Annotated in this window: 29 protein-coding genes; 3 read left to right on the forward strand and 26 right to left on the reverse strand. The window is 70.0% G+C overall.

Going from position 1 to position 19561, the window contains the following annotated elements; translation table 11 throughout:
• Nucleotides 1–12 precede the first annotated feature (12 nt).
• On the reverse strand, nt 13–684 hold the full coding sequence (locus tag K6U06_RS18455; RefSeq protein ID WP_262323438.1) for a nitroreductase family protein: 672 nt from the start codon (nt 682–684) through the stop codon (nt 13–15).
• Nucleotides 685–786: 102 nt separating this feature from the next.
• On the opposite strand from K6U06_RS18455, the gene K6U06_RS18460 reads away from it, so the two are divergent.
• From K6U06_RS18460 to K6U06_RS18470, 3 genes are all read left to right on the forward strand, one after another.
• Nucleotides 787–1662: an acyl-CoA thioesterase gene (locus K6U06_RS18460; protein ID WP_262323439.1), complete on the forward strand. Its 876-nt coding sequence runs from the start codon at nt 787–789 to the stop codon at nt 1660–1662.
• Entirely contained in the window at nt 1659–2720 is a 1062-nt protein-coding gene (locus tag K6U06_RS18465; RefSeq protein WP_262323440.1) for a phosphotransferase family protein, read from the forward strand. Before K6U06_RS18460 ends, K6U06_RS18465 begins: the two co-directional genes overlap by 4 nt.
• 106 nt (nt 2721–2826) lie before the next feature.
• Nucleotides 2827–3819 carry an aromatic ring-hydroxylating oxygenase subunit alpha gene (locus tag K6U06_RS18470; protein ID WP_262323441.1) on the forward strand — a complete coding sequence of 331 codons (993 nt, stop codon included), beginning with the start codon at nt 2827–2829 and terminating at the stop codon, nt 3817–3819.
• Here the strand turns inward: K6U06_RS18470 and K6U06_RS18475 are convergent.
• The 25 genes from K6U06_RS18475 to rpsS form a co-directional block, all read right to left on the reverse strand.
• On the reverse strand, nt 3798–5387 hold the full coding sequence (locus K6U06_RS18475; RefSeq protein ID WP_262323442.1) for a class I adenylate-forming enzyme family protein: 1590 nt from the start codon (nt 5385–5387) through the stop codon (nt 3798–3800). The genes K6U06_RS18470 and K6U06_RS18475 overlap by 22 nt on opposite strands.
• Complete coding sequence (locus K6U06_RS18480) at nt 5384–6310, reverse strand: LLM class F420-dependent oxidoreductase (protein ID WP_262323443.1); 927 nt, start codon at nt 6308–6310, stop codon at nt 5384–5386. Before K6U06_RS18480 ends, K6U06_RS18475 begins: the two co-directional genes overlap by 4 nt.
• The gene (locus tag K6U06_RS18485) at nt 6307–7539 is read right to left on the reverse strand and encodes an acyl-CoA dehydrogenase family protein (RefSeq protein ID WP_262323444.1); all 1233 of its coding nucleotides are present in this window, start codon (nt 7537–7539) and stop codon (nt 6307–6309) included. Before K6U06_RS18485 ends, K6U06_RS18480 begins: the two co-directional genes overlap by 4 nt.
• Nucleotides 7540–7555: 16 nt before the next feature.
• A complete protein-coding gene (locus K6U06_RS18490) occupies nt 7556–8392 on the reverse strand; it encodes an enoyl-CoA hydratase-related protein (protein WP_262323445.1) in 837 nt (278 codons plus the stop codon).
• 147 nt (nt 8393–8539) lie between these two features.
• Entirely contained in the window at nt 8540–8737 is a 198-nt protein-coding gene (locus K6U06_RS18495; protein WP_262323446.1) for a hypothetical protein, read from the reverse strand.
• A 35-nt stretch (nt 8738–8772) separates the two neighbouring features.
• Nucleotides 8773–9516: a type I methionyl aminopeptidase gene (map, locus tag K6U06_RS18500; protein WP_262323447.1), complete on the reverse strand. Its 744-nt coding sequence runs from the start codon at nt 9514–9516 to the stop codon at nt 8773–8775.
• Nucleotides 9517–9554: 38 nt separating this feature from the next.
• Entirely contained in the window at nt 9555–10172 is a 618-nt protein-coding gene (locus K6U06_RS18505) for a LysE family translocator (protein ID WP_262323448.1), read from the reverse strand.
• A gap of 82 nt (nt 10173–10254) precedes the next feature.
• Nucleotides 10255–10929: an adenylate kinase gene (locus tag K6U06_RS18510; RefSeq protein ID WP_262323449.1), complete on the reverse strand. Its 675-nt coding sequence runs from the start codon at nt 10927–10929 to the stop codon at nt 10255–10257.
• Entirely contained in the window at nt 10930–12252 is a 1323-nt protein-coding gene (secY, locus tag K6U06_RS18515) for a preprotein translocase subunit SecY (protein WP_262323450.1), read from the reverse strand.
• Nucleotides 12253–12327: 75 nt separating this feature from the next.
• Nucleotides 12328–12816: a 50S ribosomal protein L15 gene (rplO, locus tag K6U06_RS18520; RefSeq protein ID WP_262323451.1), complete on the reverse strand. Its 489-nt coding sequence runs from the start codon at nt 12814–12816 to the stop codon at nt 12328–12330.
• Nucleotides 12813–13043 (reverse strand): 50S ribosomal protein L30, encoded by a 231-nt coding sequence (gene rpmD, locus K6U06_RS18525; protein WP_262323507.1) that lies wholly within the window; start codon nt 13041–13043, stop codon nt 12813–12815. Before rpmD ends, rplO begins: the two co-directional genes overlap by 4 nt.
• 41 nt (nt 13044–13084) lie before the next feature.
• Nucleotides 13085–13633, reverse strand: a complete 549-nt coding sequence (gene rpsE, locus K6U06_RS18530; protein WP_262323452.1) for a 30S ribosomal protein S5 — start codon at nt 13631–13633, stop codon at nt 13085–13087.
• Between the two features lie 5 nt (nt 13634–13638).
• Complete coding sequence (gene rplR / locus K6U06_RS18535) at nt 13639–14004, reverse strand: 50S ribosomal protein L18 (protein ID WP_262323453.1); 366 nt, start codon at nt 14002–14004, stop codon at nt 13639–13641.
• An 8-nt stretch (nt 14005–14012) separates the two neighbouring features.
• Nucleotides 14013–14552, reverse strand: coding sequence for a 50S ribosomal protein L6 (rplF, locus tag K6U06_RS18540; protein ID WP_262323454.1), 540 nt, complete (start codon nt 14550–14552; stop codon nt 14013–14015).
• Nucleotides 14553–14568: 16 nt separating this feature from the next.
• Nucleotides 14569–14973 (reverse strand): 30S ribosomal protein S8, encoded by a 405-nt coding sequence (rpsH, locus tag K6U06_RS18545; protein WP_262323455.1) that lies wholly within the window; start codon nt 14971–14973, stop codon nt 14569–14571.
• A gap of 12 nt (nt 14974–14985) precedes the next feature.
• The gene (locus tag K6U06_RS18550) at nt 14986–15171 is read right to left on the reverse strand and encodes a type Z 30S ribosomal protein S14 (protein ID WP_262323456.1); all 186 of its coding nucleotides are present in this window, start codon (nt 15169–15171) and stop codon (nt 14986–14988) included.
• Nucleotide 15172: 1 nt separating this feature from the next.
• The gene (rplE, locus tag K6U06_RS18555) at nt 15173–15754 is read right to left on the reverse strand and encodes a 50S ribosomal protein L5 (protein ID WP_262323457.1); all 582 of its coding nucleotides are present in this window, start codon (nt 15752–15754) and stop codon (nt 15173–15175) included.
• Nucleotides 15755–15758: 4 nt separating this feature from the next.
• A complete protein-coding gene (gene rplX, locus K6U06_RS18560; RefSeq protein ID WP_262323458.1) occupies nt 15759–16112 on the reverse strand; it encodes a 50S ribosomal protein L24 in 354 nt (117 codons plus the stop codon).
• Nucleotides 16112–16480 carry a 50S ribosomal protein L14 gene (gene rplN / locus K6U06_RS18565; RefSeq protein ID WP_262323459.1) on the reverse strand — a complete coding sequence of 123 codons (369 nt, stop codon included), beginning with the start codon at nt 16478–16480 and terminating at the stop codon, nt 16112–16114. Before rplN ends, rplX begins: the two co-directional genes overlap by 1 nt.
• 13 nt (nt 16481–16493) lie before the next feature.
• Entirely contained in the window at nt 16494–16823 is a 330-nt protein-coding gene (gene rpsQ, locus K6U06_RS18570) for a 30S ribosomal protein S17 (protein ID WP_262323460.1), read from the reverse strand.
• Entirely contained in the window at nt 16823–17050 is a 228-nt protein-coding gene (gene rpmC, locus K6U06_RS18575) for a 50S ribosomal protein L29 (RefSeq protein WP_262323461.1), read from the reverse strand. The genes rpsQ and rpmC overlap by 1 nt, the downstream gene beginning before the upstream one ends.
• Nucleotides 17050–17478: a 50S ribosomal protein L16 gene (gene rplP, locus K6U06_RS18580; RefSeq protein WP_262323462.1), complete on the reverse strand. Its 429-nt coding sequence runs from the start codon at nt 17476–17478 to the stop codon at nt 17050–17052. Before rplP ends, rpmC begins: the two co-directional genes overlap by 1 nt.
• Before the next feature lie 4 nt (nt 17479–17482).
• On the reverse strand, nt 17483–18448 hold the full coding sequence (rpsC, locus tag K6U06_RS18585) for a 30S ribosomal protein S3 (RefSeq protein ID WP_410051090.1): 966 nt from the start codon (nt 18446–18448) through the stop codon (nt 17483–17485).
• Nucleotides 18449–19282: a 50S ribosomal protein L22 gene (rplV, locus tag K6U06_RS24825; RefSeq protein ID WP_410051091.1), complete on the reverse strand. Its 834-nt coding sequence runs from the start codon at nt 19280–19282 to the stop codon at nt 18449–18451. It abuts the gene before it with no gap.
• Nucleotides 19282–19560 (reverse strand): 30S ribosomal protein S19, encoded by a 279-nt coding sequence (gene rpsS, locus K6U06_RS18595; protein WP_262323463.1) that lies wholly within the window; start codon nt 19558–19560, stop codon nt 19282–19284. Before rpsS ends, rplV begins: the two co-directional genes overlap by 1 nt.
• Nucleotide 19561 lies beyond the last annotated feature (1 nt).

Raw genomic sequence — 19561 nt, forward strand, 5'->3', positions numbered from 1 at the left:
CTCATGGCGGCCTCACCACTGGTTCCAGTGCACGGTGCTCTCCGTATCGGCTCTGGCTCCGGGTCTGAACGCCGTTCCAACGGTATGGGCGACCGGGAACAGCCCGGCCTGGGTCACCTCGTCGTAAGGGATGCCGAGCAGGTCGGCCATCCGCCGTTCTTCGAAGAGGTGCACGGTCGTCCAGGCGCTCCCGACGCCCACACGACGCATCGCCAGCATGAAGTTCCACACTGCGGGCAGGACCGATCCCCAGCGAGCGGCCTGGGTCGCGACGTCGGCACCTTCGAGGCGCCCGGCGATGGTTGCGACGACGAGCACCGGCACCTCGTGCAGGTGGCGGGCCAGGTGGTCGGCGGAGTCGGCCATCCTGCTGGCTGCGCCCGACGGGCCCGCCGGGGTCCGCCCGTGGCCCTCGGCCGCGATCTGCGCGGACCTGATGGCCATGCCGCAGCGGTAGATGTCCGCCATGCCCGCCCGGACCGCCGGGTCGTCGACCACGACCCATCCGAGCTGCTGGCGGTTGGAGGCGTTCGGCGCCTGCAGGGCCACCTCGATGCCGTGCAGGACGAGGTCTCGTGACACGGGCCGCTCGAGATCCAGGCGTCGCCGCACCGCTCTGGTGGTGGTCAACACGTCGAGCGCGGAAAGCCCCAAATCCTCTGTCCCGTCACCGGCTTGGATCATGGGCGCGACGCTAACCCGGCCGCCGGAGCCCCGAGCGGCCCTAGCATCCGCGGTCATGACGGTCATAGCGTTCCTTGGCAGCGACGACGGGGGCTTCGAGCGTTGAGCGAAACCGCGTCCCAGACGCCGCTGGCGTGCGAAGAGCTGTACCGGCTGCTCGACATCGAGGAGATCGACCGCGACCTCTACCGCGGCCAGAACCCCTGGCCGACGGCCCGCCGTTTCCTCTATGGCGGGCACGTCGCAGCCCAAGCGGTGCAGGCCGCCTCGCGCACGGTGGAGCCCGGCCGCCTCCCCCACTCTCTCCACGGCTACTTTCTCCGACCCGGCCAGATCGACAAGCCGACGATCCTGCGCGTCGAGCGGGACCGCGACGGCGGCTCGTTCTCGTCGCGTCACGTCGTCGCCCTCCAAGACGGCGAGGTCATCCTCAGCCTGACCGTGTCGTTCCATCGCCCGAGCGACGGTCTGGAGTGGGAGGCAGACCCGGCCCACGCCATGAGCGACCCCGAGCGGCTCTACCCGGCCAACCCGCAGGGCGTCTTCGGCGAGTGGGCTGGCGTGTTCGACTTCCGCTTGGCGGCCCCCGACTCCGACATGCCGGTCGACTACTGGACGACCCCGGTCCCGATGCCGACGAGCATCTGGTGCCGGGCGAAGGCCAGCCCCGGCGATGACCCCATCCTGAGCGCATGCCTGCTCACCTACGTCACGGACCTGAGCAGCGGGTTCGGGGAGCTGGGCCTCCCGATCGTGCCGCCGTCGGGGGGCCCCAGCCTCGATCACACCGTGTGGATCCACCGCCCCATCGACACCGGCTCTTGGTTCCTACTGGACCTCGCCCCCGTGATCGTGACCGGCGGACGAGGCCTGTACCAGGGCGTGGTGTACGACGGCCGGGGGCGACGGTGCGCCACGATCAGCCAGGAGATGCTGGCCCGCTCGTCCCAGCCGTCCCACCCGGGACCGGTGAAGTGACCTCCAGCGGCAGCGACGCCCACGCCTTGGCTCTCGTCGACCAGGAGCGGCTTGGCGCGTACCTGTCCGACGTCGTGGTGCTCGACGGCCCGCCCGTGGTCGAGGTCCTGAGCGGCGGCCGGTCCAACATCACTTATCTGGTCCGCAGCGGCGCGCACGAGTACGTGGTGCGCCGCCGGCCGCTCGGCACCGTCGCAGCCGGGGCCCACGACATGGCCCGCGAGCACCGGGTGCTGGCGGCGCTCCAAGGTCGCGGCCTGCCAATCCCTAAGGTCCACGGGTACTGCCAAGACGAGGGGCTCGTCGGCGCCCCGTTCTACGTGATGGACCGCGTCCGGGGCCGGGTGCTGCACCGACGCAGCGACGCCGAGGATTTGGCGCCGGCGTCGGCCGCGGCGCTGTCCCGGTCGACTGTCGAGGTCCTCGACCGCCTGCATCGCATCGACGTTGAAGCCGCCGGACTGGCCGGCCTTGGCCGGCCGGAAGGGTTCGTCGCCCGCCGTATCGGGCGCTGGCTCGACCAGTGGCGGCACAGTGCGCACCGAGACCACCCGCTGGTGGAGTCGCTCGGCGCCCGGCTGGCGGTGGCCGTCCCCGAGTCAACCGACGCGACCCTCGTCCACGGCGACTACCGGCTCGGCAACCTGCTCGTTGACGCCGACCCCGGCAGCGGCGGCGTCCCGGCGGTCGCCGCCATCCTCGACTGGGAGATGTCGACGCTCGGGGACCCGCTAACCGACCTGGCCCACCTGATGGTGTATTGGGACCGCACCCGGGGGCGCCTCACCCACGAGTCGCAGACCATCGCCGAGCATCCCGGGTTCCTCCCCTCGACGACCCTGGCCGAGGCTTACGCTGCCAGCAGCGGCCGCGACATCTCCGGCCTCGACTTCTACCTGGCGTTCGAGCACTGGCGGGCCGCCATCATCAAAGAAGGTATCTACACGAGGAGCCTCGAGGTGGCCGGCGCAGGGGCCGAGACCGACAGCGACACTGCGCAGCTCGGCCGGAGCGTGGCGGTTCATCTGGAGGAGGCCCGGGACATCCTGGAAGGCTGACCCGCAGAGCCGACGGCCCCCATTTACTTGACGGTCGCGTCACCTACACTGGTTGGATTGGCTCCGGCGCTGGAGCGCCGCGGGTCCACCACCTAGGGGGTCGACGATGAGAGTCCCGTTCACCTGGCGGCCGACCGGCTGGTTCATGGTCGGATGGAGCGCGGAGTTCCCGGCGGGGACCGCCAAACCTCTTCGCTACTTCGGCCAGGAGCTGGTCGCCTACCGCTCCGACGACGGAGCGCTCCACGTCCTCGATGCCCACTGTCCCCACTTGGGCGCCCACCTCGGCCACGGCGGCCGGGTCAACGGCGAATGCATCGAGTGCCCTTACCACGGGTGGGGCTACGGGCCTGACGGCGTCAACCGGTACATCCCCTACGAGGACCGCCCCAACCCGTCCAAACGGCTGCGGGCGTGGCCGGTCGACGAGCGCCACGAGTGTGTGTTCGTTTGGCACGACCCTGCGGGCGGGGCGCCTCGCTGGGAGCTGCCCGACATCTGGAACTTCCCGGCCCACCTCCCGGGCGGCGCCGAGCAGTACTACCGGGCGTATCCGGAGCTGTCGGTGAAATATCCCGGTGAGCCGGTGCATCCCCAGGTCACCCTCGAAAACGCCCCCGACAGCGTGCATTTCAAGTACGTGCACCGGGCGTCGGTCGACCCCCGCCTCCTCGACTGGAAGGTCGACGGGACCTTCTACAAGACCATCAGCGGCTGGCCGAGGCCGACCGAGCAGGACCCAGACGCCATGGCCCTCAAGATCCACGGTGTGTCCTGCGGGGTAGGCGGTTCCTACGCGGTGTTCGAAGGAAGCTGGCACTACCGCCTGGTGTTTTTCACCACGCCGGTCGACGACGAGCGTTCCGACATGTTCTATTCGATCTGGTGGCCCCGCGACGAGGGCGACGACGCGCCGGCGGTGCCTGCCCACTACCGGGAGCGGGCCGAGAAGGAGTTCCTCCAGACACTGCGCGACGACCTCGAGATCTGGCGCTACCAGGTCTACGTGGAGAACCCTGCGCTGGCCCAGCAGGACGCCCGCCCGTACGGCGCGCTGCGCAAGTGGGCCCGGCAGTTCTACGAGGTGGAGCCGGCCTGAGGCTGGGAGCCGGTCACCGGCGTCGGGCTGTAGCGCTCGACCAGCACGGACTTGAGCACCTTCATCGTGGGGTTGCGGGGCAGCTCGGTCACGACCTCGAGGCGCTCGGGGACCTTCTGGGGCATGAGCCCGGCCGCCAGGCAGGCGGCCCGCATCTCCGCGAAGGTCAGCGCCGGGAGCGACGGGGGGGCTTCCACCACCGCGCAGACCAGCTCGCCGCGCTCGGGGTCGGGGAGGCCGATGACGGCCGCCGCGGCGACCTGAGGCAGCGTCATGAGGAGGTCCTCGATCTCCCTGGGGCTGATGTTCTCGCCCTTCCGGATGATCAACTCCTTGGTCCGCCCGGTGACGACCACGTGGCCGTCGGCGCGGAGGTGGCCTCGGTCCCCGGTGCGGAACCAGCCGTCGGGCCGGAATGACTCTGCGGTCAGCGCCGGGTCGGTGTAGCCCTTGGCCAGCATCGGGCCTCGTACTTCGAGGTCGCCGTCCACGCCGGCGGGGGCCGGGTTGCCTGTGTCGTCGAGGACCCGGATCTCGCAACCGTGAACCGGCCGGCCTTCGGTGTGGGCCAGTTGCTCGTCGGTGTCGCCGATGGCGCCCATGGCGATCATCGGGCACTCGGTCATGCCGTATCCGTGGTGGATCTCGAGGCCGAGCTCGGCCTTCACCTGCCAGTACACCTCGGGCGGTTTGGGGGCGCCTCCGCCGGTTAGGGTCCGCATCTTCCTCGGGACCACCATGTCGGGGTCGCGCCGCCGCTCCTGGAGCAGCCCCAGGTAGTGGGCGGTGCTGCCGCCGAGGGTCGTCGCCCCGGCGCGGTCCAGCACCTTCACCGCCTCGCTCGGAACGAACGACTCCATGAGAAGAGACGGGATGCCGGTCCGCAAGGTCATGCACATCTGGTCGGGACCACCGATGTGGGCGAAGGGGAACGGCAGGGCCGCCATCTCGTCGGGCCGCGGCTGCAAGGCGATGCTGATGCCGGTCCCTCCGGCCATCAGCGTGGCGTCGGTGTGACGGACCGCCTTTGGCTCGGAGGTAGTGCCCGACGTCGAGTACAACCAGCGCACCGCGTCGCCGTCGGTGGGCGCCGGCGGCAGCCGGGCCGGGTCGCCTTCGGGGAGGCCGTCGTCGATCAGGAGCACCTGGAACGGCGTCGGGCTTTCGGCCTGCATGGCCTCCGCCATCGCCAGGTAGTCGAACCCCCGCCACTGGCTGAGCACCGCGTACCACTCGGCCCGGGTGGCGTGCAGCAGGGACGCCACTTCTCGCTGGCGGTACAAGCTGATCACCGGGTTCTGCACCGCCCCGAGCCGAGCCAGCGCCATCGAGAGGATCACCGTCTCGATGCGGGTCGGCAGCTGCCAGGTGAACGCCGTCCCTGGGCCGACCCCGGCTTCGTGCAGTCCTGCGGCCACCCGCTGCGCCCACGCCTTCGCCGCTGCGAAGCTGACCGAGCGGTCGTGCTCATCGACGAGCATCGGCGCGTCTGGAGTCAGGTCGCTGCGCCGCTCTAGTAGGCCCCACATCGTCGTCGCTTCGGCCACCTCCACGTAGCGCTCCCTCACCGGCCGGCCTTCACAACGGCAGCCCCGAAGCTGTCGAGGGTGTCGCGTGCGGCGCCGGGGTCGTCGCCGCAGATGGTGCTGAGGATCCAGTCCACGCCCAGCTGCTCGTAGCGGTTCACCGCGGACAGATACCGGTCGGCGGGCCACGCGCGGCGCACGTCGAGCATGGGGAGGGCGCCGGCGACGACGACCTGCACGTCCGCAGGGTCGCGACCGGCCTTCTCGGTCTCGCCTCGCAGCTCGGCGATCCGGCGGGCGAGGACCGCGGTGTCGGGCAGCGCGGTCGTGCGGGTCGTGCCCACCATCGTCTCGCCCGTCGTCATCATCCCGATCCAACCGGCGCCGTGACGGGCGGCGCGGCGCAACCCGAACGGGCTGTTGCCGTGGATCCAAAGCGGCGGGTGCGGACGCTGCAGCACCGCGGGCAGCACCCGTACTCCCCTCGCCGAGAAAGTGTCGGTCTCCGCGGTGACGTCTTCCCCCGTCCACGCCCGTCGCATGACGTCGAGGTCCTCGTCGAAGCGGACCCGGCGCGTCGCTGGGTCGACGCCGAGCGCCCGGAACTCCGAGAAGAGGTAGCCGGTCCCGAGGCCGACGGTGACCCGCCCGGCGCTCAAGGCGTCGAGGGTGGCGAGCTGGTGGGCGGCGAGCAGAGGGTTGCGGTACCCGGCCACGAGCACGAAAGTCAGCAGCCGGACCCGGCTGGTCACCGCCGCGCAGAAGCCGAGCGACGAGAACGGATCGGCGACGCCCTCGCCGCCGCTGTCAACCCATCGGGCCGACGGCGCCGGGTGGTCGGTGAAGGCCAGCAGGTCGAAGCCCTGGTCCTCGGCTCGCCGGGCGAAGTCGGCCATGGCAGCGGGGTCGAGGACCTCCGGGACCCAGGCCGGGTCACCGATCGAGTGCTGCACACCGAACCTCATCGGCTGCTTCCTGGTGCCGGCGGCTCGCGCGGCAAGCCGAGCACCTTCTCGGCGAGGATCCCCCGCTGCACCTCCGACGTCCCGGCGTAGATCGTGTCGGCCACGCCGTTGTAGAGGGCGCCGACCCACGAGGCCGTCGAGTTGGGGGCGCCGGGGTCGTCGGCGCGGTAGCCGCGAAGAGGGGCTCGGCCCTCCACGACCATGGCTCGGGCGCCGAGCACGTCGACGGCCAGCCTGGTCACGTCACGGTGGTACTCGGACCAGTACAGCTTGGAGATGGACGCCTCGGGACCGATGACGCCAGTCGAGAGGACGCCGGTCAGGATCCGGTAACCGAGGAAGCGCATGGTCTCGACCCGCACGTAGGCGTCGATCAGGCGGTCACGCAGCACCGGGTCGCCGATGACCCCCGATTCCCTCGCCATCGCCACCAGCCGGTCCCACTCGGCCCTGAACTGCACGGGGTTGGTGGCCGCCTCGTCGCCTCGCTCCAACCCTAGGAGGCTCTGGGCTACGGCCCACCCGTCGTTTACCGCCCCCACCACATTGTCGGCGTCGGTGCACGCCGCGTTGAAGAAAACGGCGTTGAAGTCAGCCCGGCCTCCCATCATGCGGAGGGGCCTGACCTCCACGCCGGGCTGGTCCAAGGGGACCAGCAAAAGGGTCAGGCCTTTGTGCTTGGGGGCGTCGGGATCGGTGCGCACCAGCAGGAAGATCCAGTTGGCCTCCCGAGCCCTGGTCTGCCAGATCTTCTGCCCGTCGATGCGCCAGGAGTCGCCGTCGAGCACGGCCCGGGTGCGCAGCCCGGCCAGGTCGGAGCCGGCGTCGGGCTCGGAGTACCCCTGGCACCAGCGGTCCTCGCCAGAGAGGATGCGCGGCAAGAACCGCTGCTTTTGCGCCTCGGTCCCCCACCGCAGCAGGGTGTTGCCCACCATCTTGACGCTGAAGGTGTCGTTGGGGCCCATGGCCGGCACCCCGGCTCTGGCCATCTCCTCGACGAGGACGACCTGCTCCACTTTGGACAGCCCCGCGCCGCCGTACTCCTTCGGCCACGACAGCCCCAAGAAGCCGTGCTGGTGGAGCGTGGCGCGCCAGCGGTCGGTGAACGCCATGGCCTCGTCGTGGGTCAGGGCGCCTATCCCGGTCCAGTTCTCGGGCAGGTGCTCGTCGAGGAAGGACCGCACCTCGGCGCGAAACGCCTCGGCCTGTGCGCTGTAGCGGGGGTTCATCGTGATCGACCGGTCCTCATTGCGCGGCGAACGGCGGCAGTGGAGGCAGCCAGGCGTCGGCCGCCAGCGGCGAGAACTCCGGCGGCCGCTTGGCCACGAACGCCGCGACGCCTTCGGCGAAGTCCGGGTTGGTCGGGCGGTTGAGGTCGCGCATGGCAGCGAACCACCCTTCGTTGGCCTCGGTGTAGCCGCGGCTCAGATCGCCCCAAACCTGCCGGCGGATGGCCGCCATCGATCGAGGCGAGCAGGTGGCGGCGAGCGTCTCGGCGTAGGCGGTGGCCTCCCCGAGGACCGAGTCGGCGTCGCAGACCCGGCTCACCAGGCCGATCGCCTTTGCCTCTTCGGCCTCGACGGGGCGCGCCGACAACAGCAGGTCCAGGGCCATCTCCACTCCGACCAGGCGCGGCATTATCCACGACAGCCCGTGCTCGGCGGGGACGCCGAGCTTGGCGTACGCCGTGGAAAGCCGAGCGCCGCGCGCCATAAAGCGGACGTCGCAGACCAAAGCCTGCACCAGGCCGATCCCGGCGCAGGCACCGTTTATCGCGGCGATCATCGGCTTGGGCACCGTCCATGCGTAGTGCTGGGACCGGCGCCCTTCCAGACGCAGGCCGGTGTCCCCGGCGGCGTCCACGAGCCGCTCGGAGTCCAAGCCAGGACAAAACCAGCGCCCCGCCCCGGTCACGACGACCGCCCGGACATCCCGGTCCGCCGACGCCCGGTCCAGCGCCGCGAAGTACTGGCGCTCCATGTCGGGGCTCCAGGCGTTGCGCCGCTCCTGGTGGTCGAGGGTGATCGTGGCCACGCTCGCGGCGACGTCGTAACCCACGACGCTCGAGGCGTCACCGGCCAAAGGAAAACCCTCGGTTCCGGCGGCTAAGACCCCCGAGCCGTTGGAGCGCGTTGTGGAATGCTGGCTGGATGCGGGACACCAATCCCCCTTGGCTGGTCCGTCGACAGCACTCTAGTTGACGGGACCGTCAACCCCGCGGGAAGGTTCTCAGGCGGTCGGCGGCGATCCCCCCTGTTGGGACAGCCAGGTCCCGAAGCGCTCGTAGTGGTCGGCGCTTCGGCTGATCCAGACCCCGGTGCCGGCGGCCAGGATCGCACCCGAGGACCGCAGCAGGATCTCCGCGGAGATGTGCCATTTGCGCCGTTCCCGAGCCGGCACCGCTGCGAGAGCTGGCACGACCGGCACAGGTGGACGCCTCCGGGTCCCACACCGGACGGGGCTCAGTTGGCGACAGTGAGGACCTCGGGGCCGTCGTCGGTGACGACGATGGTGTGCTCAAAGTGGGCGGAGAGGCTGCCGTCCGCGGTGACCACTCCCCACCCGTCGGGGAGGGTGCGGGTCTCGGGGCCGCCGACGTTGACCATCGGCTCGACCGCGAACACCATCCCCTCTTTCAGCTTGGGGCCGGGGGTGCCCGGCCAGTAGTTGGGGACCTGCGGGTCCTCGTGCATGCGGGTGCCGATGGCGTGGCCCACGTACTCGCGCACCACCGAGTAGCCGGCGCCTTCGGCGACGGTCTGCACGGCCAGGCCGATGTCGTGGAGGCGGTGGCCGGCGACCATCTGCTCGATGCCGGCCCACAGGCTGTCCTCGGTGACCCGCAGCAGCTTCTCGGCGTCGGGGCTGATCTGGCCGACACCCATCGTGAACGCGGCGTCGCCGTGGTAGCCCTCGACGATCGCCCCGCAGTCGATGGAGATGATGTCGCCTTCCTCCAGCCGGTAGTCGCCGGGGATGCCGTGCACGATCATGTCGTTGGGCGACGCGCAGATGACCGCCGGGAACCCGTGGTAGTTGAGGAAGTTGGATCGGGCGTGGCGCCGCTCGAGGACGTCGCGGGCGACCCGGTCGAGTTCGGCGGTGGTCACCCCGGGCTTGGCCGCGGCGCGCGTGGCGTGGTGCATCTCGGCGACCACTCGGCCTGCCCGCCGCATCTTGTCGATCTCGTCTTTGTCGCGGCGCATGCTCCCAGTGTGGCCCACCGGGGCCGGCAACGGCGGGCTCAGCCCTCGACGATGAGGCGGACCCCGAACGCCAGGAGCACGGTGCCGGTGGCCCGGTCGACCCGGCGGCGGACCGCCCGGTCGGCCATCCAGCGCTCGACCCGGCCGGCGGCGGCCAGGAGCAGCAAGAAGTAGGCGGCGGTGAGGACCACGAAGATGGCGCCGAGCAGCAGCGACGTGGCCGCGACCGGCCGGTGGGCGGGGATGAAGCCGGGCAGGAACGTCACGAAGAACACGCCGACTTTCGGGTTGAGCAGGTCGGTGGTGACCCCCGCGGCGTACCCGGTCCGCCAGCGCGGCGGGCGTTTGGGGGTGTCGTCGAGCGACGCCGGGGCGCCCCGGGACCGCCACGACTGGACCCCGAGCCACACCAGGTAGCAGCCGCCCGCCACCCGCAGCGCCAGGTACCCGTCGTGGCTGGCCCGCAGCAACGCGGACAGGCCGAGCGCCGCGGCGAGCACCCACACCGCCAGGCCGGTCAGGACCCCGGCCGCGGTGAGCGCCCCGGTCCGCCGACCGCCGCGGATCAAGTTGCGGACCACGACCAACGTGTCGGGGCCGGGCAGCAACACGATGAGGACGGCGGCGACGGTGAACGCGCCCAGGCTGACCAGCACGCCGGCGAGGTTACAGCGCCGCTCCCCGGCCGCCGGCGACAATAACCACAAGGGCCGGGCCGCGGGACCGGTCGGGGTCGGGTCAGCCGGCGGCTGACGCCTTGCGGCGGTCGACCTCGCTGACCAGGCGTTCGGTGACCTCGTCGGGGGTGCCCAGCGCGTCCATGGTGACCAGCAGCCCCCGGTCGCTGTACCACGCGATGAGCGGGGCGGTCTCCTGCTCGTAGAGCTCCAGGCGGCGGCGGATCGCCGACTCGGTGTCGTCGTCGCGCTGCACCACCTCGCCGCCGCACACGTCGCAGATCCCCTTCACCCGGGGCGGGTTGTCGGTGACGCTGTAGTTGGCGCCGCAGTCGGAGCACACCCGCCGGCTGGCCAGGCGGGACAGGACGTGCTCGGTGTCGATCTCCAAGTTGAGGACCAGGTCCAGCGGCCGGGGCTCGAGGATCTTCTCCAGGGACTCGGCTTGGTGCACGGTGCGGGGGAACCCGTCGAGGATGAACCCGCGGTGCATGGTGTCGCTGTGGGTCAGGCGTTCGCTGACCACCCCGACGACGATCTCGTCGGGGACCAAGTCGCCGGCGTCGAGGTACACCTTGGCCTTCTGACCGAACTCCGACCCGGAGCGCACCGCGGCCCGGAACGTGTCACCCGTCGAGATGTGCGGCACGACGTAGTGACGCGACAGCCGGATGGCCTGGGTGCCTTTGCCCGCCCCCTGCTTCCCGAGGACGATGAGCCTCGCTCCCGGGTTCACTTACTTGAGGAAGCCCTCGTAGTTGCGCAGCATCAGCTGGCTGTCGACCTGCTTCATCGTCTCCAGGGCGACGCCGACCGCGATGAGGAGGGTGGTCCCGGCGAAGGGGTAGTTGTTGATGTGCCAGAGCGCCAGCATCACCGACGGCAGGAGGGCGATCGCGGCCAGCCAGATCGCGCCGGGCAGGGTGATCCGGTTGAGGATGGTCTGCAGGTGGCGTTCGGTCGGGGCGCCGGGGCGGATCCCGGGGATGTAGCCGCCCTGCTTGCGGATCACGTCGGCCTGCTGGTGGGGGTCGAAGGTGATCGCCGCGTAGAAGTACGCGAACGCCAGGATCAGCACGCCGTAGGCGACGATGTACACCCAGTCGTTGGGTTGGGCCAGGTGGGCGGAGATCCAGGTCTGGACCGTCTTGCCCCACCCGTGGCTCGGCAAGACGTTGGAGATGAGCAGCGGGAAGTACAGCACCGAGCTGGCGAAGATGATCGGGACGACGCCGCCGGTGTTGACCTTCATCGGGATGTAGGTGCTCTGCCCGCCGTACATCCGCCGGCCGACGACCCGCTTGGCGAAGGTCACCGGGATCCGCCGCTGCCCCTGCTCGATGAACACGATGGCCACGAGCAGCGCCACGGAGATGACCAGGATGGTCACGAACTTGGGGATGCCGGCCTCGGCCTTGACGCTGGCGCCGCCGGCGGGGAGGGTGGCGACCACGTTGGTGAAGATCAGGATCGACATGCCCTGCCCGATGCCGCGCTGGGTGATCAGCTCGCCGAGCCACATCACCACCACGGTCCCGGCGGTCATCGTGAGCACGATGAGCAGCACCCGGGGGGCGGTGAACTTGGGGATCAGGTCGATGTTGAGGCTGCTGCCGTTGCCGAGCAGGCCGCCGCCGCCGTTGTGGAACACGTACGCCAGCCCGGTCGACTGCATGACCGCCAAGGCGATGGTCAGGTAGCGGGTGGTCTGGGTCAGCTTCTTCTGGCCGGTCGCTCCCTCCTCCCGCCACTGCTCGAACTTGGGGATCACGACCATCAGCAGCTGGATGATGATCGAGCTGGTGATGTAGGGCATGATCCCCAGCCCGAACACCGCGAACTTGGTGAGCGCCCCCCCGCTGAAGAGGTTGAGGAAGCTGATCACCCCGCCCTTGCCGGCCGCGGAGGTCAGCGAGTGGACGGCGTTGAAGTCGATGCCCGGGCAGGGGATGTTGGCCCCGAACCGGTACACGATGATGATCCCCAACGTGAACAGGACCTTGTTGCGCAGGTCCGGTACCCGGAACATGTTGCCCAGGTTGCTCAGCGTGCCGCGCATCAGAAACTCCTGCCAGGACTCACTGGCGTGAACCTAGCGGGCCAGCCCGGAACGGGCCAGCCGCACCGGCTGTTGTTAACGGTTGGTGAGCGCGTTGCCCTTCGCGGGCGGGCGGCCCCGGCCGAACGGCGGGGGCAGGACCGTGGTGGTGCCCCCGGCGGCCTCGATGGCCGACACCGCGCTGGCGGAGAAGGCGTGGACCGACACCGTCAGCGCCCGGGACAGCTCGCCTCGGCCGAGGACCTTGACCAGCCCGTGCTTGTGGACCAGGCCGGCCTGGCGGAGGGTGTCGGGGGTGACGGCGTCACCGGCGAACTCCTCGAGGGTGTCGAGGTTGACGATGACGTACTCGACGCGGAAGGGGTTCTTGAAGCCCTTCAGCTTCGGGATCCGCTGCTTGAGGGGCAGCTGGCCGCCTTCGAACCCGGGCTTGATCTGCCCGCGGGCGCCTTGGCCCTTGGTGCCGCGCCCGGCGGTCTTGCCGCCCTTGCCGGCGACGCCGCGCCCGACCCGGCGGCGGGCCTTCGTCGAGCCGGGAGCCGGCTTGAGATCGTGAACCTTCATCGGGACTCTCCGCTGCTTGTTTGGGTCTGCGCTCCGGCGGCGACGGTGACTAGGTGCGGGACCCGGGCGATCATGCCCCGGATCTCCGGACGGTCAGGCAGGCTGTTGGAGCTGCCGATGCCGTGCAGGCCGAGGGCCCGCAGCGTGCCCCGGTGCTTGGGCTTGTTGCCGATCGCCGACTTGACCTGGGTGACGACCAGGCGGCCGCCGTCCACCTTGGGCGGCATGGTGGCGGGGGTTACGTCTCTACGGTTGATGGAGATCGTCATCAGGCCACCTCGTCGGGGACGTGAGGCCCGCGCTGGGACTCCTGGTAGGAGGCCCACAGGCCCTTGGGGATGATCTCCTCGGCCGACAGGCCGCGCAGGCGGGCGATGTCGTCGGGCCGCTTGAGCGCCCGGAGCCCGGCGATGGTCGCCTGGGCGACGTTGATGCTGTTGGACGACCCGAGCGACTTGGCCAGGATGTCGTGGATGCCGGCCATCTCGAGGATGGCCCGGGCCGCGCCGCCGGCGATCACGCCGGTACCGGGGGCGGCCGGCTTGAGCATGACCCGCCCGGCTCCGGCCTCGCCGATGATCGGGTGCACGATCGTGCCCCCGGCGAGCGGCACCCGGAACATGTTCTTCTTGGCTTCCTCGATGCCTTTTTGCACCGCCAGGCCGGCTTCTTTGGCCTTGCCGTAGCCGAGGCCGACGTTGCCCTGCCCGTCGCCGATGACCATCAAGGCGGCGAAGGAGAACCGTCGGCCGCCCTTGACCACCTTGGCGACCCGGTTGACCTTGATCGTGCGGTCTTCGTACTGCTGGTCTGCCATAGCCTTCAGAACTCCAGTCCGGCGTCGCGCGCCGCGTCGGCGACCGCAGCCACCCGTCCGTGGTAGAGGAAACCACCCCGGTCGAACACGACCCGGGTGACGCCGGCGGCCTTGGCCCGCTCGGCGACCAGCCGGCCGACGGTGGTGGCGGTCGTCTTGTTGCCCGTCGCGCCGCCCCGGAGGTCCTTCTCCGTGGAGGCCGCCGCGGCGAGGGTCCGCCCGGTGCGGTCGTCGATGACCTGGGCGATGATGTGCTTGTTGGAGCGGAACACCGCCAGGCGGGGGCGCTCGGCGGTGCCGCTGACCTTCTTCCTAACCCGGTGGTGTCGCCGGGCCAGTGCGGTCTGCTTGTCCTTGGTCGAGGTGCTCATTGCAACCCTTACTTCGCGGCCTTGCCGGCCTTGCGGATGACCCGCTCGCCGGCGTAGCGGACGCCCTTGCCTTTGTAGGGCTCGGGCTTGCGGATCTTGCGGATGTTGGCGGCCACCTGGCCGACGAGCTCCTTGTCGATGCCCTTGACGTTGATGCGCGTCGGTTGGGGCACCTCGAAGGTGATGCCGTCGGGGGCGTCGACGAACACCGGGTGGCTGAAGCCGAGGGCCAGCTCGAGCGAGCCGGGTCCCTTGGCGGTGGCCCGGTAGCCGACGCCGACGATCTCCAGCTCCTTGTTGAAGCCGGTGGTGACGCCGAGGACCATGTTGTTGACCAGGCTGCGGGTCAGTCCGTGCAGCGCCCGGTTCTGGCGTTCGTCGTTGGGGCGCTCGACGAGGAGGGTGGTCTCCTCCTGGCGGACGGTGATCTCTCCGGGCAGCTCGTGGCTGAGCGTGCCGCCCGGTCCCTTGACGGTGACCTGGCGCCCGGCGATGGTGACGTCCACCCCGCTCGGGACGGGGATGGGGCTGCGTCCAATTCGCGACATCTTCCCTACCTCTCCGCTACCAGACGTGGCAGAGGACTTCACCACCGACCCGGCGCTGACGCGCCTCACGGTCGGTCATGAGCCCCTGGCTCGTGGATAGGACGGCGACGCCGAGGCCACCGAGGACCCGGGGCATCTTGTCGGCCGGGATGTAGACCCGCAGGCCCGGCTTGGACACCCGCTTGATCCCGGAGATGGTCCGGGCCCGGTCTCGGGTGTATTTCATGGTGATCTCGAGGATCCGCCCCGGCCGGTCGCCGGCGGAGGTGGTGGTCCAGCCCTCGATGTACCCCTCCTTGGTCAAGACGACCGCGAGGGCCTCTTTGACCTTGGAGGACGGCATGCGCACGGTGTCGTGCATCGCCACGTTGGCGTTGCGGATACGCGTGAGCATGTCGGCGATGGGATCGGTCATCGTCATGGTCGGCCTCCCCTACCAGCTCGCCTTGGTGACACCGGGGACCTCGCCGGCGTGGACCAGCTCGCGCAGGCAGATGCGGCACAGGCCGAACTTGCGGAACACCGAGTGCGGCCGGCCGCAGCGCCGGCAGCGGGTGTAGGCCCGCACCTTGTACTTGGGCTTGCGCTGCGACTTGATGATGAGCGCCTTCTTGGCCATCTCAGTTGCCTTCCTTGCGGAACGGGAAGCCGAACGCGTCGAGCAGGGCGCGGCCCTCCGCATTGGTCCGTGCGGTGGTCACGATCGTGATGTCCATGCCGCGGGTGGTGTCGATCTTGTCGTAGTCGATCTCGGGGAACATCAGCTGCTCGCCGAGGCCGAAGGTGTAGTTGCCCCGACCGTCGAAGCCCTTCGGCGGCAGGCCGCGGAAGTCGCGGATGCGGGGGATGGCCAGGCTGATCAGCCGGTCGAAGAACTCCCACATCCGGTCGGAGCGCAGCGTGACCTTGCAGCCGATGGCGTTGCCCTCGCGCAGCTTGAAGCCGGCGATCGACTTCTTCGCGACGGTGGTCATCGGCTTCTGGCCGGTGATCAACGTCAGGTCCTTGATCGCCCCTTCGAGGAGGGACGCCTGCTGGGTGGCCCGCCCGACGCCCATGTTGATGACGATCTTCTCGAGGCGGGGCACGAGCATGATGTTGGGCAGCTCGAGCTGGTCTTTCAGCTGGGCGCGGATCTCGCTGTCGTAGCGGGCCTTGAGGCGGGGACGCGCCGGGCTGGTCGAGGTGGTTGCGGTCGACATCGGCTCAGATCTCCTTGCCGCACTTGCGGCAGATGCGGGTCTTGGTGCCGTCGTCGTTGATCCGGTACCCGACCCGGGTCGGGCCGTCCTTGGAGCAGATCAGCGCCACCGCGGACGCCGAGATCGGCATGTCCTTGTCGATGATCCCGCCCTTGATCCGGGCCTGGGTCTGGCGCTGGTGCTTCTTGGCGACGTTGACGCCCTCGACGATCACCTTGTCGTCTTTGGGCAGCACCCGCATGATGACCCCGGTCTGGCCCCGGTCCTTGCCGGAGAGCACCTGGACCTGGTCGCCTTTGCGGAGCTTGAGCTTGGTCGGGGTGGCGGCCAGCTTGCTGGTCTTGGAGCGGCTGGTCATCAGAGCACCTCCGGGGCCAGCGAGATGATGCGCATGAAGCGCTTGTCGCGAAGCTCGCGTCCGACGGGCCCGAAGATGCGGGTGCCGCGGGGCTGCTGCTGGTCGTTGATCAACACCGCGGCGTTCTCGTCGAAGCGGATGTAGCTGCCGTCGGGACGGCGCTTCTCCTTCTTGGTGCGCACCACGACGCACTTCACGACGTCGCCTTTTTTGACGTTGGCGCCGGGGATGGCGTCTTTGACGGTGGCCACGAAGATGTCCCCGATCGAGGCGTAACGGCGCTTGGAGCCGCCGAGCACCTTGATGCAGAGGACTTCTTTGGCCCCGCTGTTGTCTGCCACCCTGAGGCGGCTCTCCTGCTGGATCATCGGGTCTCCTGCCTCACTTGGCCCGCTCGAGGACCTCGACCACTCGCCAGCGCTTCAGCTTGGAGAGCGGCCGGGTCTCGGCCAGGCGGACACGGTCGCCGACACGGGTGTCGTTGGCCTCGTCGTGGGCGTACAGGCGCTTGGTGCGCTGCACGGTCTTGGCGTACCGGGGGTGGCGGACCCGTTCGACGACGGCCACCACGGCGGTCTTGTCCATCTTGATGGAGACGACGAGGCCTTCGCGCACCTTGCGGGCGTTGACGCGGGCTTCGGTCGCCGTCTCGGCGGGGGTGCCGGCCGCGGCGGGCTGGGTGCCGGTCGCGGTGGTCGGGGTGTCGGACATCAGCTGTTCACCTCTGCGGCCTCTGCGGCCTCGATCTCCCGCTCGCGCAGCAGCGTGGCGGCGCGAGCGATCTCCCTGCGGACCTCGCCCAGGCGGGCCGAGTTGTCCTGCTTGCCGGTCGCCAGCTGGAACCGCAGGTTGAACAGCTCCTCCTTGGCGTCGGCCATCTGCTGCTCGAGCTCGCCGTCGGTGAGCTCGCGGAGGGCCTTGGCGGCTTGGTTGGCCATCAGACGTGCACCTCTTCCTGCTCGGTACGGATGACGAAGCGGGCTTTGATCGGCAGCTTCTGGATGGCCCGCTCCATGGCGGCCCGGCCCAGCTCCTCGCCGACCCCGCCGAGCTCGAACATGATCCGGCCCGGCTTGACGACCGCGACCCAAAACTCCGGGTTGCCCTTGCCCGAGCCCATGCGGGTCTCGGCGGGCTTGGCGGTGACCGGCTTGTCGGGGAACACCCGGATCCACACCTTGCCGCCACGCTTGACGTGGCGGGTCATGGCGATACGGGCGGCTTCGATCTGGCGGGCGGTGATCCATCCCGGCTCGAGGGCCTGGATCCCGTAGTCACCGAAGCTGACGGTGGTCCCGCCTTTGGCTTGGCCGGTGAGACGGCCTCGCTGCTGCTTGCGGTGCTTGACCCTGCGCGGCATCAACATGGGCTCACGCGTCCTTCGGGAAGTGGGGGGTCTCGTGGTGCTCGCCGCGGGTGCGACGCTCGATGTCTTCCTCCTCGGCGAGGAGGCGCTCGAGTTCGGGGTTGACCCCGACCAGCGGGCGCTCTGCTTCTTCCTCGGCGGCGGGGGCTTCGGGGGCGACGCTCGGATCGGCGGCGGGGGCCGGGGCCGGGGCGACGGCCGGCGCGGAGCCGGGCTCGCCGAGGTCGGGGCGGCGGCGGCCGCCGCCGGCGGACACGACCCGGCGGGGCCGGCCCTGCCCGGAGGTCTCGCCGACGGCCATCGCGGCCTCCCGGCTGATCTTCTCCTCGGCTGACACCTTGTAGGGGAGGATGTCGCCTTTGTAGATCCACACCTTGACGCCGATGCGCCCGTAGGTGGTCTTGGCCTCCCTGAAGCCGTAGTCGATGTCGGCGCGCAGGGTGTGGAGGGGCACCCGGCCCTCGCGGTAGAACTCCCGGCGGGACATCTCGGAGCCGCCGAGGCGCCCGGCGCACTGCACCCGGATGCCGAGGGCGCCGGCCTTCTGCACCGTCTGGACGGTGCGCTTCATGGCCCGGCGGAAGCTGACCCGGCCGGCCAGCTGGTCGGCGATGCCCTGCGCCATCAAAGCGGCGTCGAGCTCGGGCTGCTTGATCTCCTGGATGTTCAGCTGCACCTTGGGGTTTTTGGTCATCTCGGCCAACTTGGTGCGCAGCCGGTCGGCTTCAGCACCGCGGCGGCCGATGACGATCCCCGGGCGGGCGGTGTGCACGTCGATGCGCAGCCGGTCGCGGGTGCGCTCGATCTCGATCCGGCTGACCGCGGCCCGCTCCAGCTGCGACATCAAGTAGCTGCGGATGTCGACGTCCTCGATGAGGTAGTTCTGGTAGTCGCGGTCGGTGAACCACCGCGACTTCCAGTCGGTGGTGACCCCGAGCCGGAACCCGTACGGATTGACCTTCTGGCCCATCTACTGGCCGTCCTCTTCTTTGTCGGCGTTCTCGGTCTTCTCGGTGGCGGCCGCCTCGGCGGCCTCGGCGGCTTGCTCTGCGGCGACCGCGCCGGCGGTCACGTCGACGATGCCGGCCTCTTCCTCGGCGGCCTCGATGCGGCCGGCCTCGGTGGCGGCTTCCTCGGCGGCGAGCTCGGTGTCCGCCGCGGTCTCGGTGACCTCACCGGCCTCCTCGGCGGCGAGCGCGTCGGCGGTGCCGTCGACGATCCCGGCCTCGTCGGCCTCGGCGGCCACCAGGGCGGAGTTGGTCTCCGCGGTCTCGGTGGCGGCTTCGGTGGCCTCGTCGGCGGGGGTCTCGATCGGCTCGCCCCGGCGGCGCTGGGCCCGGCTGCGGGTGTCGCCGCTGGCCTTGCGGGCGCCGGCGACGCGGCGGGCCCGCTGCGCCAGCTGCTCGGCCCGGCGGCGCTGCATCAGCCGCTCCAGCTTGTCTTCGGGGAGGCGGGCGACGATCACGGTGATGTGGCTGGTCCGCTTGCGGATCCGGGTGGCCCGGCCTCGAGCCCGGGGCCGCCACCGCTTGATCGTGGTGCCCTCGTCGGCGTACGCGGAGGCGACGTAGAGCTCCTCGGCGTTCTGCTCGTCGTTGGCCTCGGCGTTGGCGATCGCCGAGTGGAGCACCTTGCCGACGGTGAAGGCGGCGTCGCGCTCGGAGAAGCGGAGGATGTCCTCGGCTTCTTGGACCGGCTTGTTGCGGATGAGGTCGAGGACCTCGCGCACCTTGTTGGGGGCGATGCGGGCGTGGCGGAGGACCGCCCTGGTGCCTTCGCGCTCGTTGGTCTTGAGTCCGGTCATCAGCGCCGACCGGCCCTTTCTTGACCGGCGTGGAACCGGAAGGTCCGCGTCGGGGCGAACTCGCCGAGCTTGTGGCCGACCATCGACTCGGTGATGTACACCGGGACGTGCTTTCGGCCGTCGTGGACGGCGACGGTGTGGCCGACCATGTCGGGGATGATCGTGGAGCGACGCGACCAGGTCTTGATCACCCGCTTCTCGTTGCGGGAGTTCAAGTCGTCCACCTTCTTCAGGAGGTGGTCGTCGACGAACGGACCCTTTTTCAGGCTGCGGGGCATC

The sequence above is a fragment of the Acidiferrimicrobium sp. IK genome (assembly GCF_025499425.1).
In the GTDB taxonomy this organism is placed as follows: domain Bacteria; phylum Actinomycetota; class Acidimicrobiia; order Acidimicrobiales; family Palsa-688; genus Acidiferrimicrobium.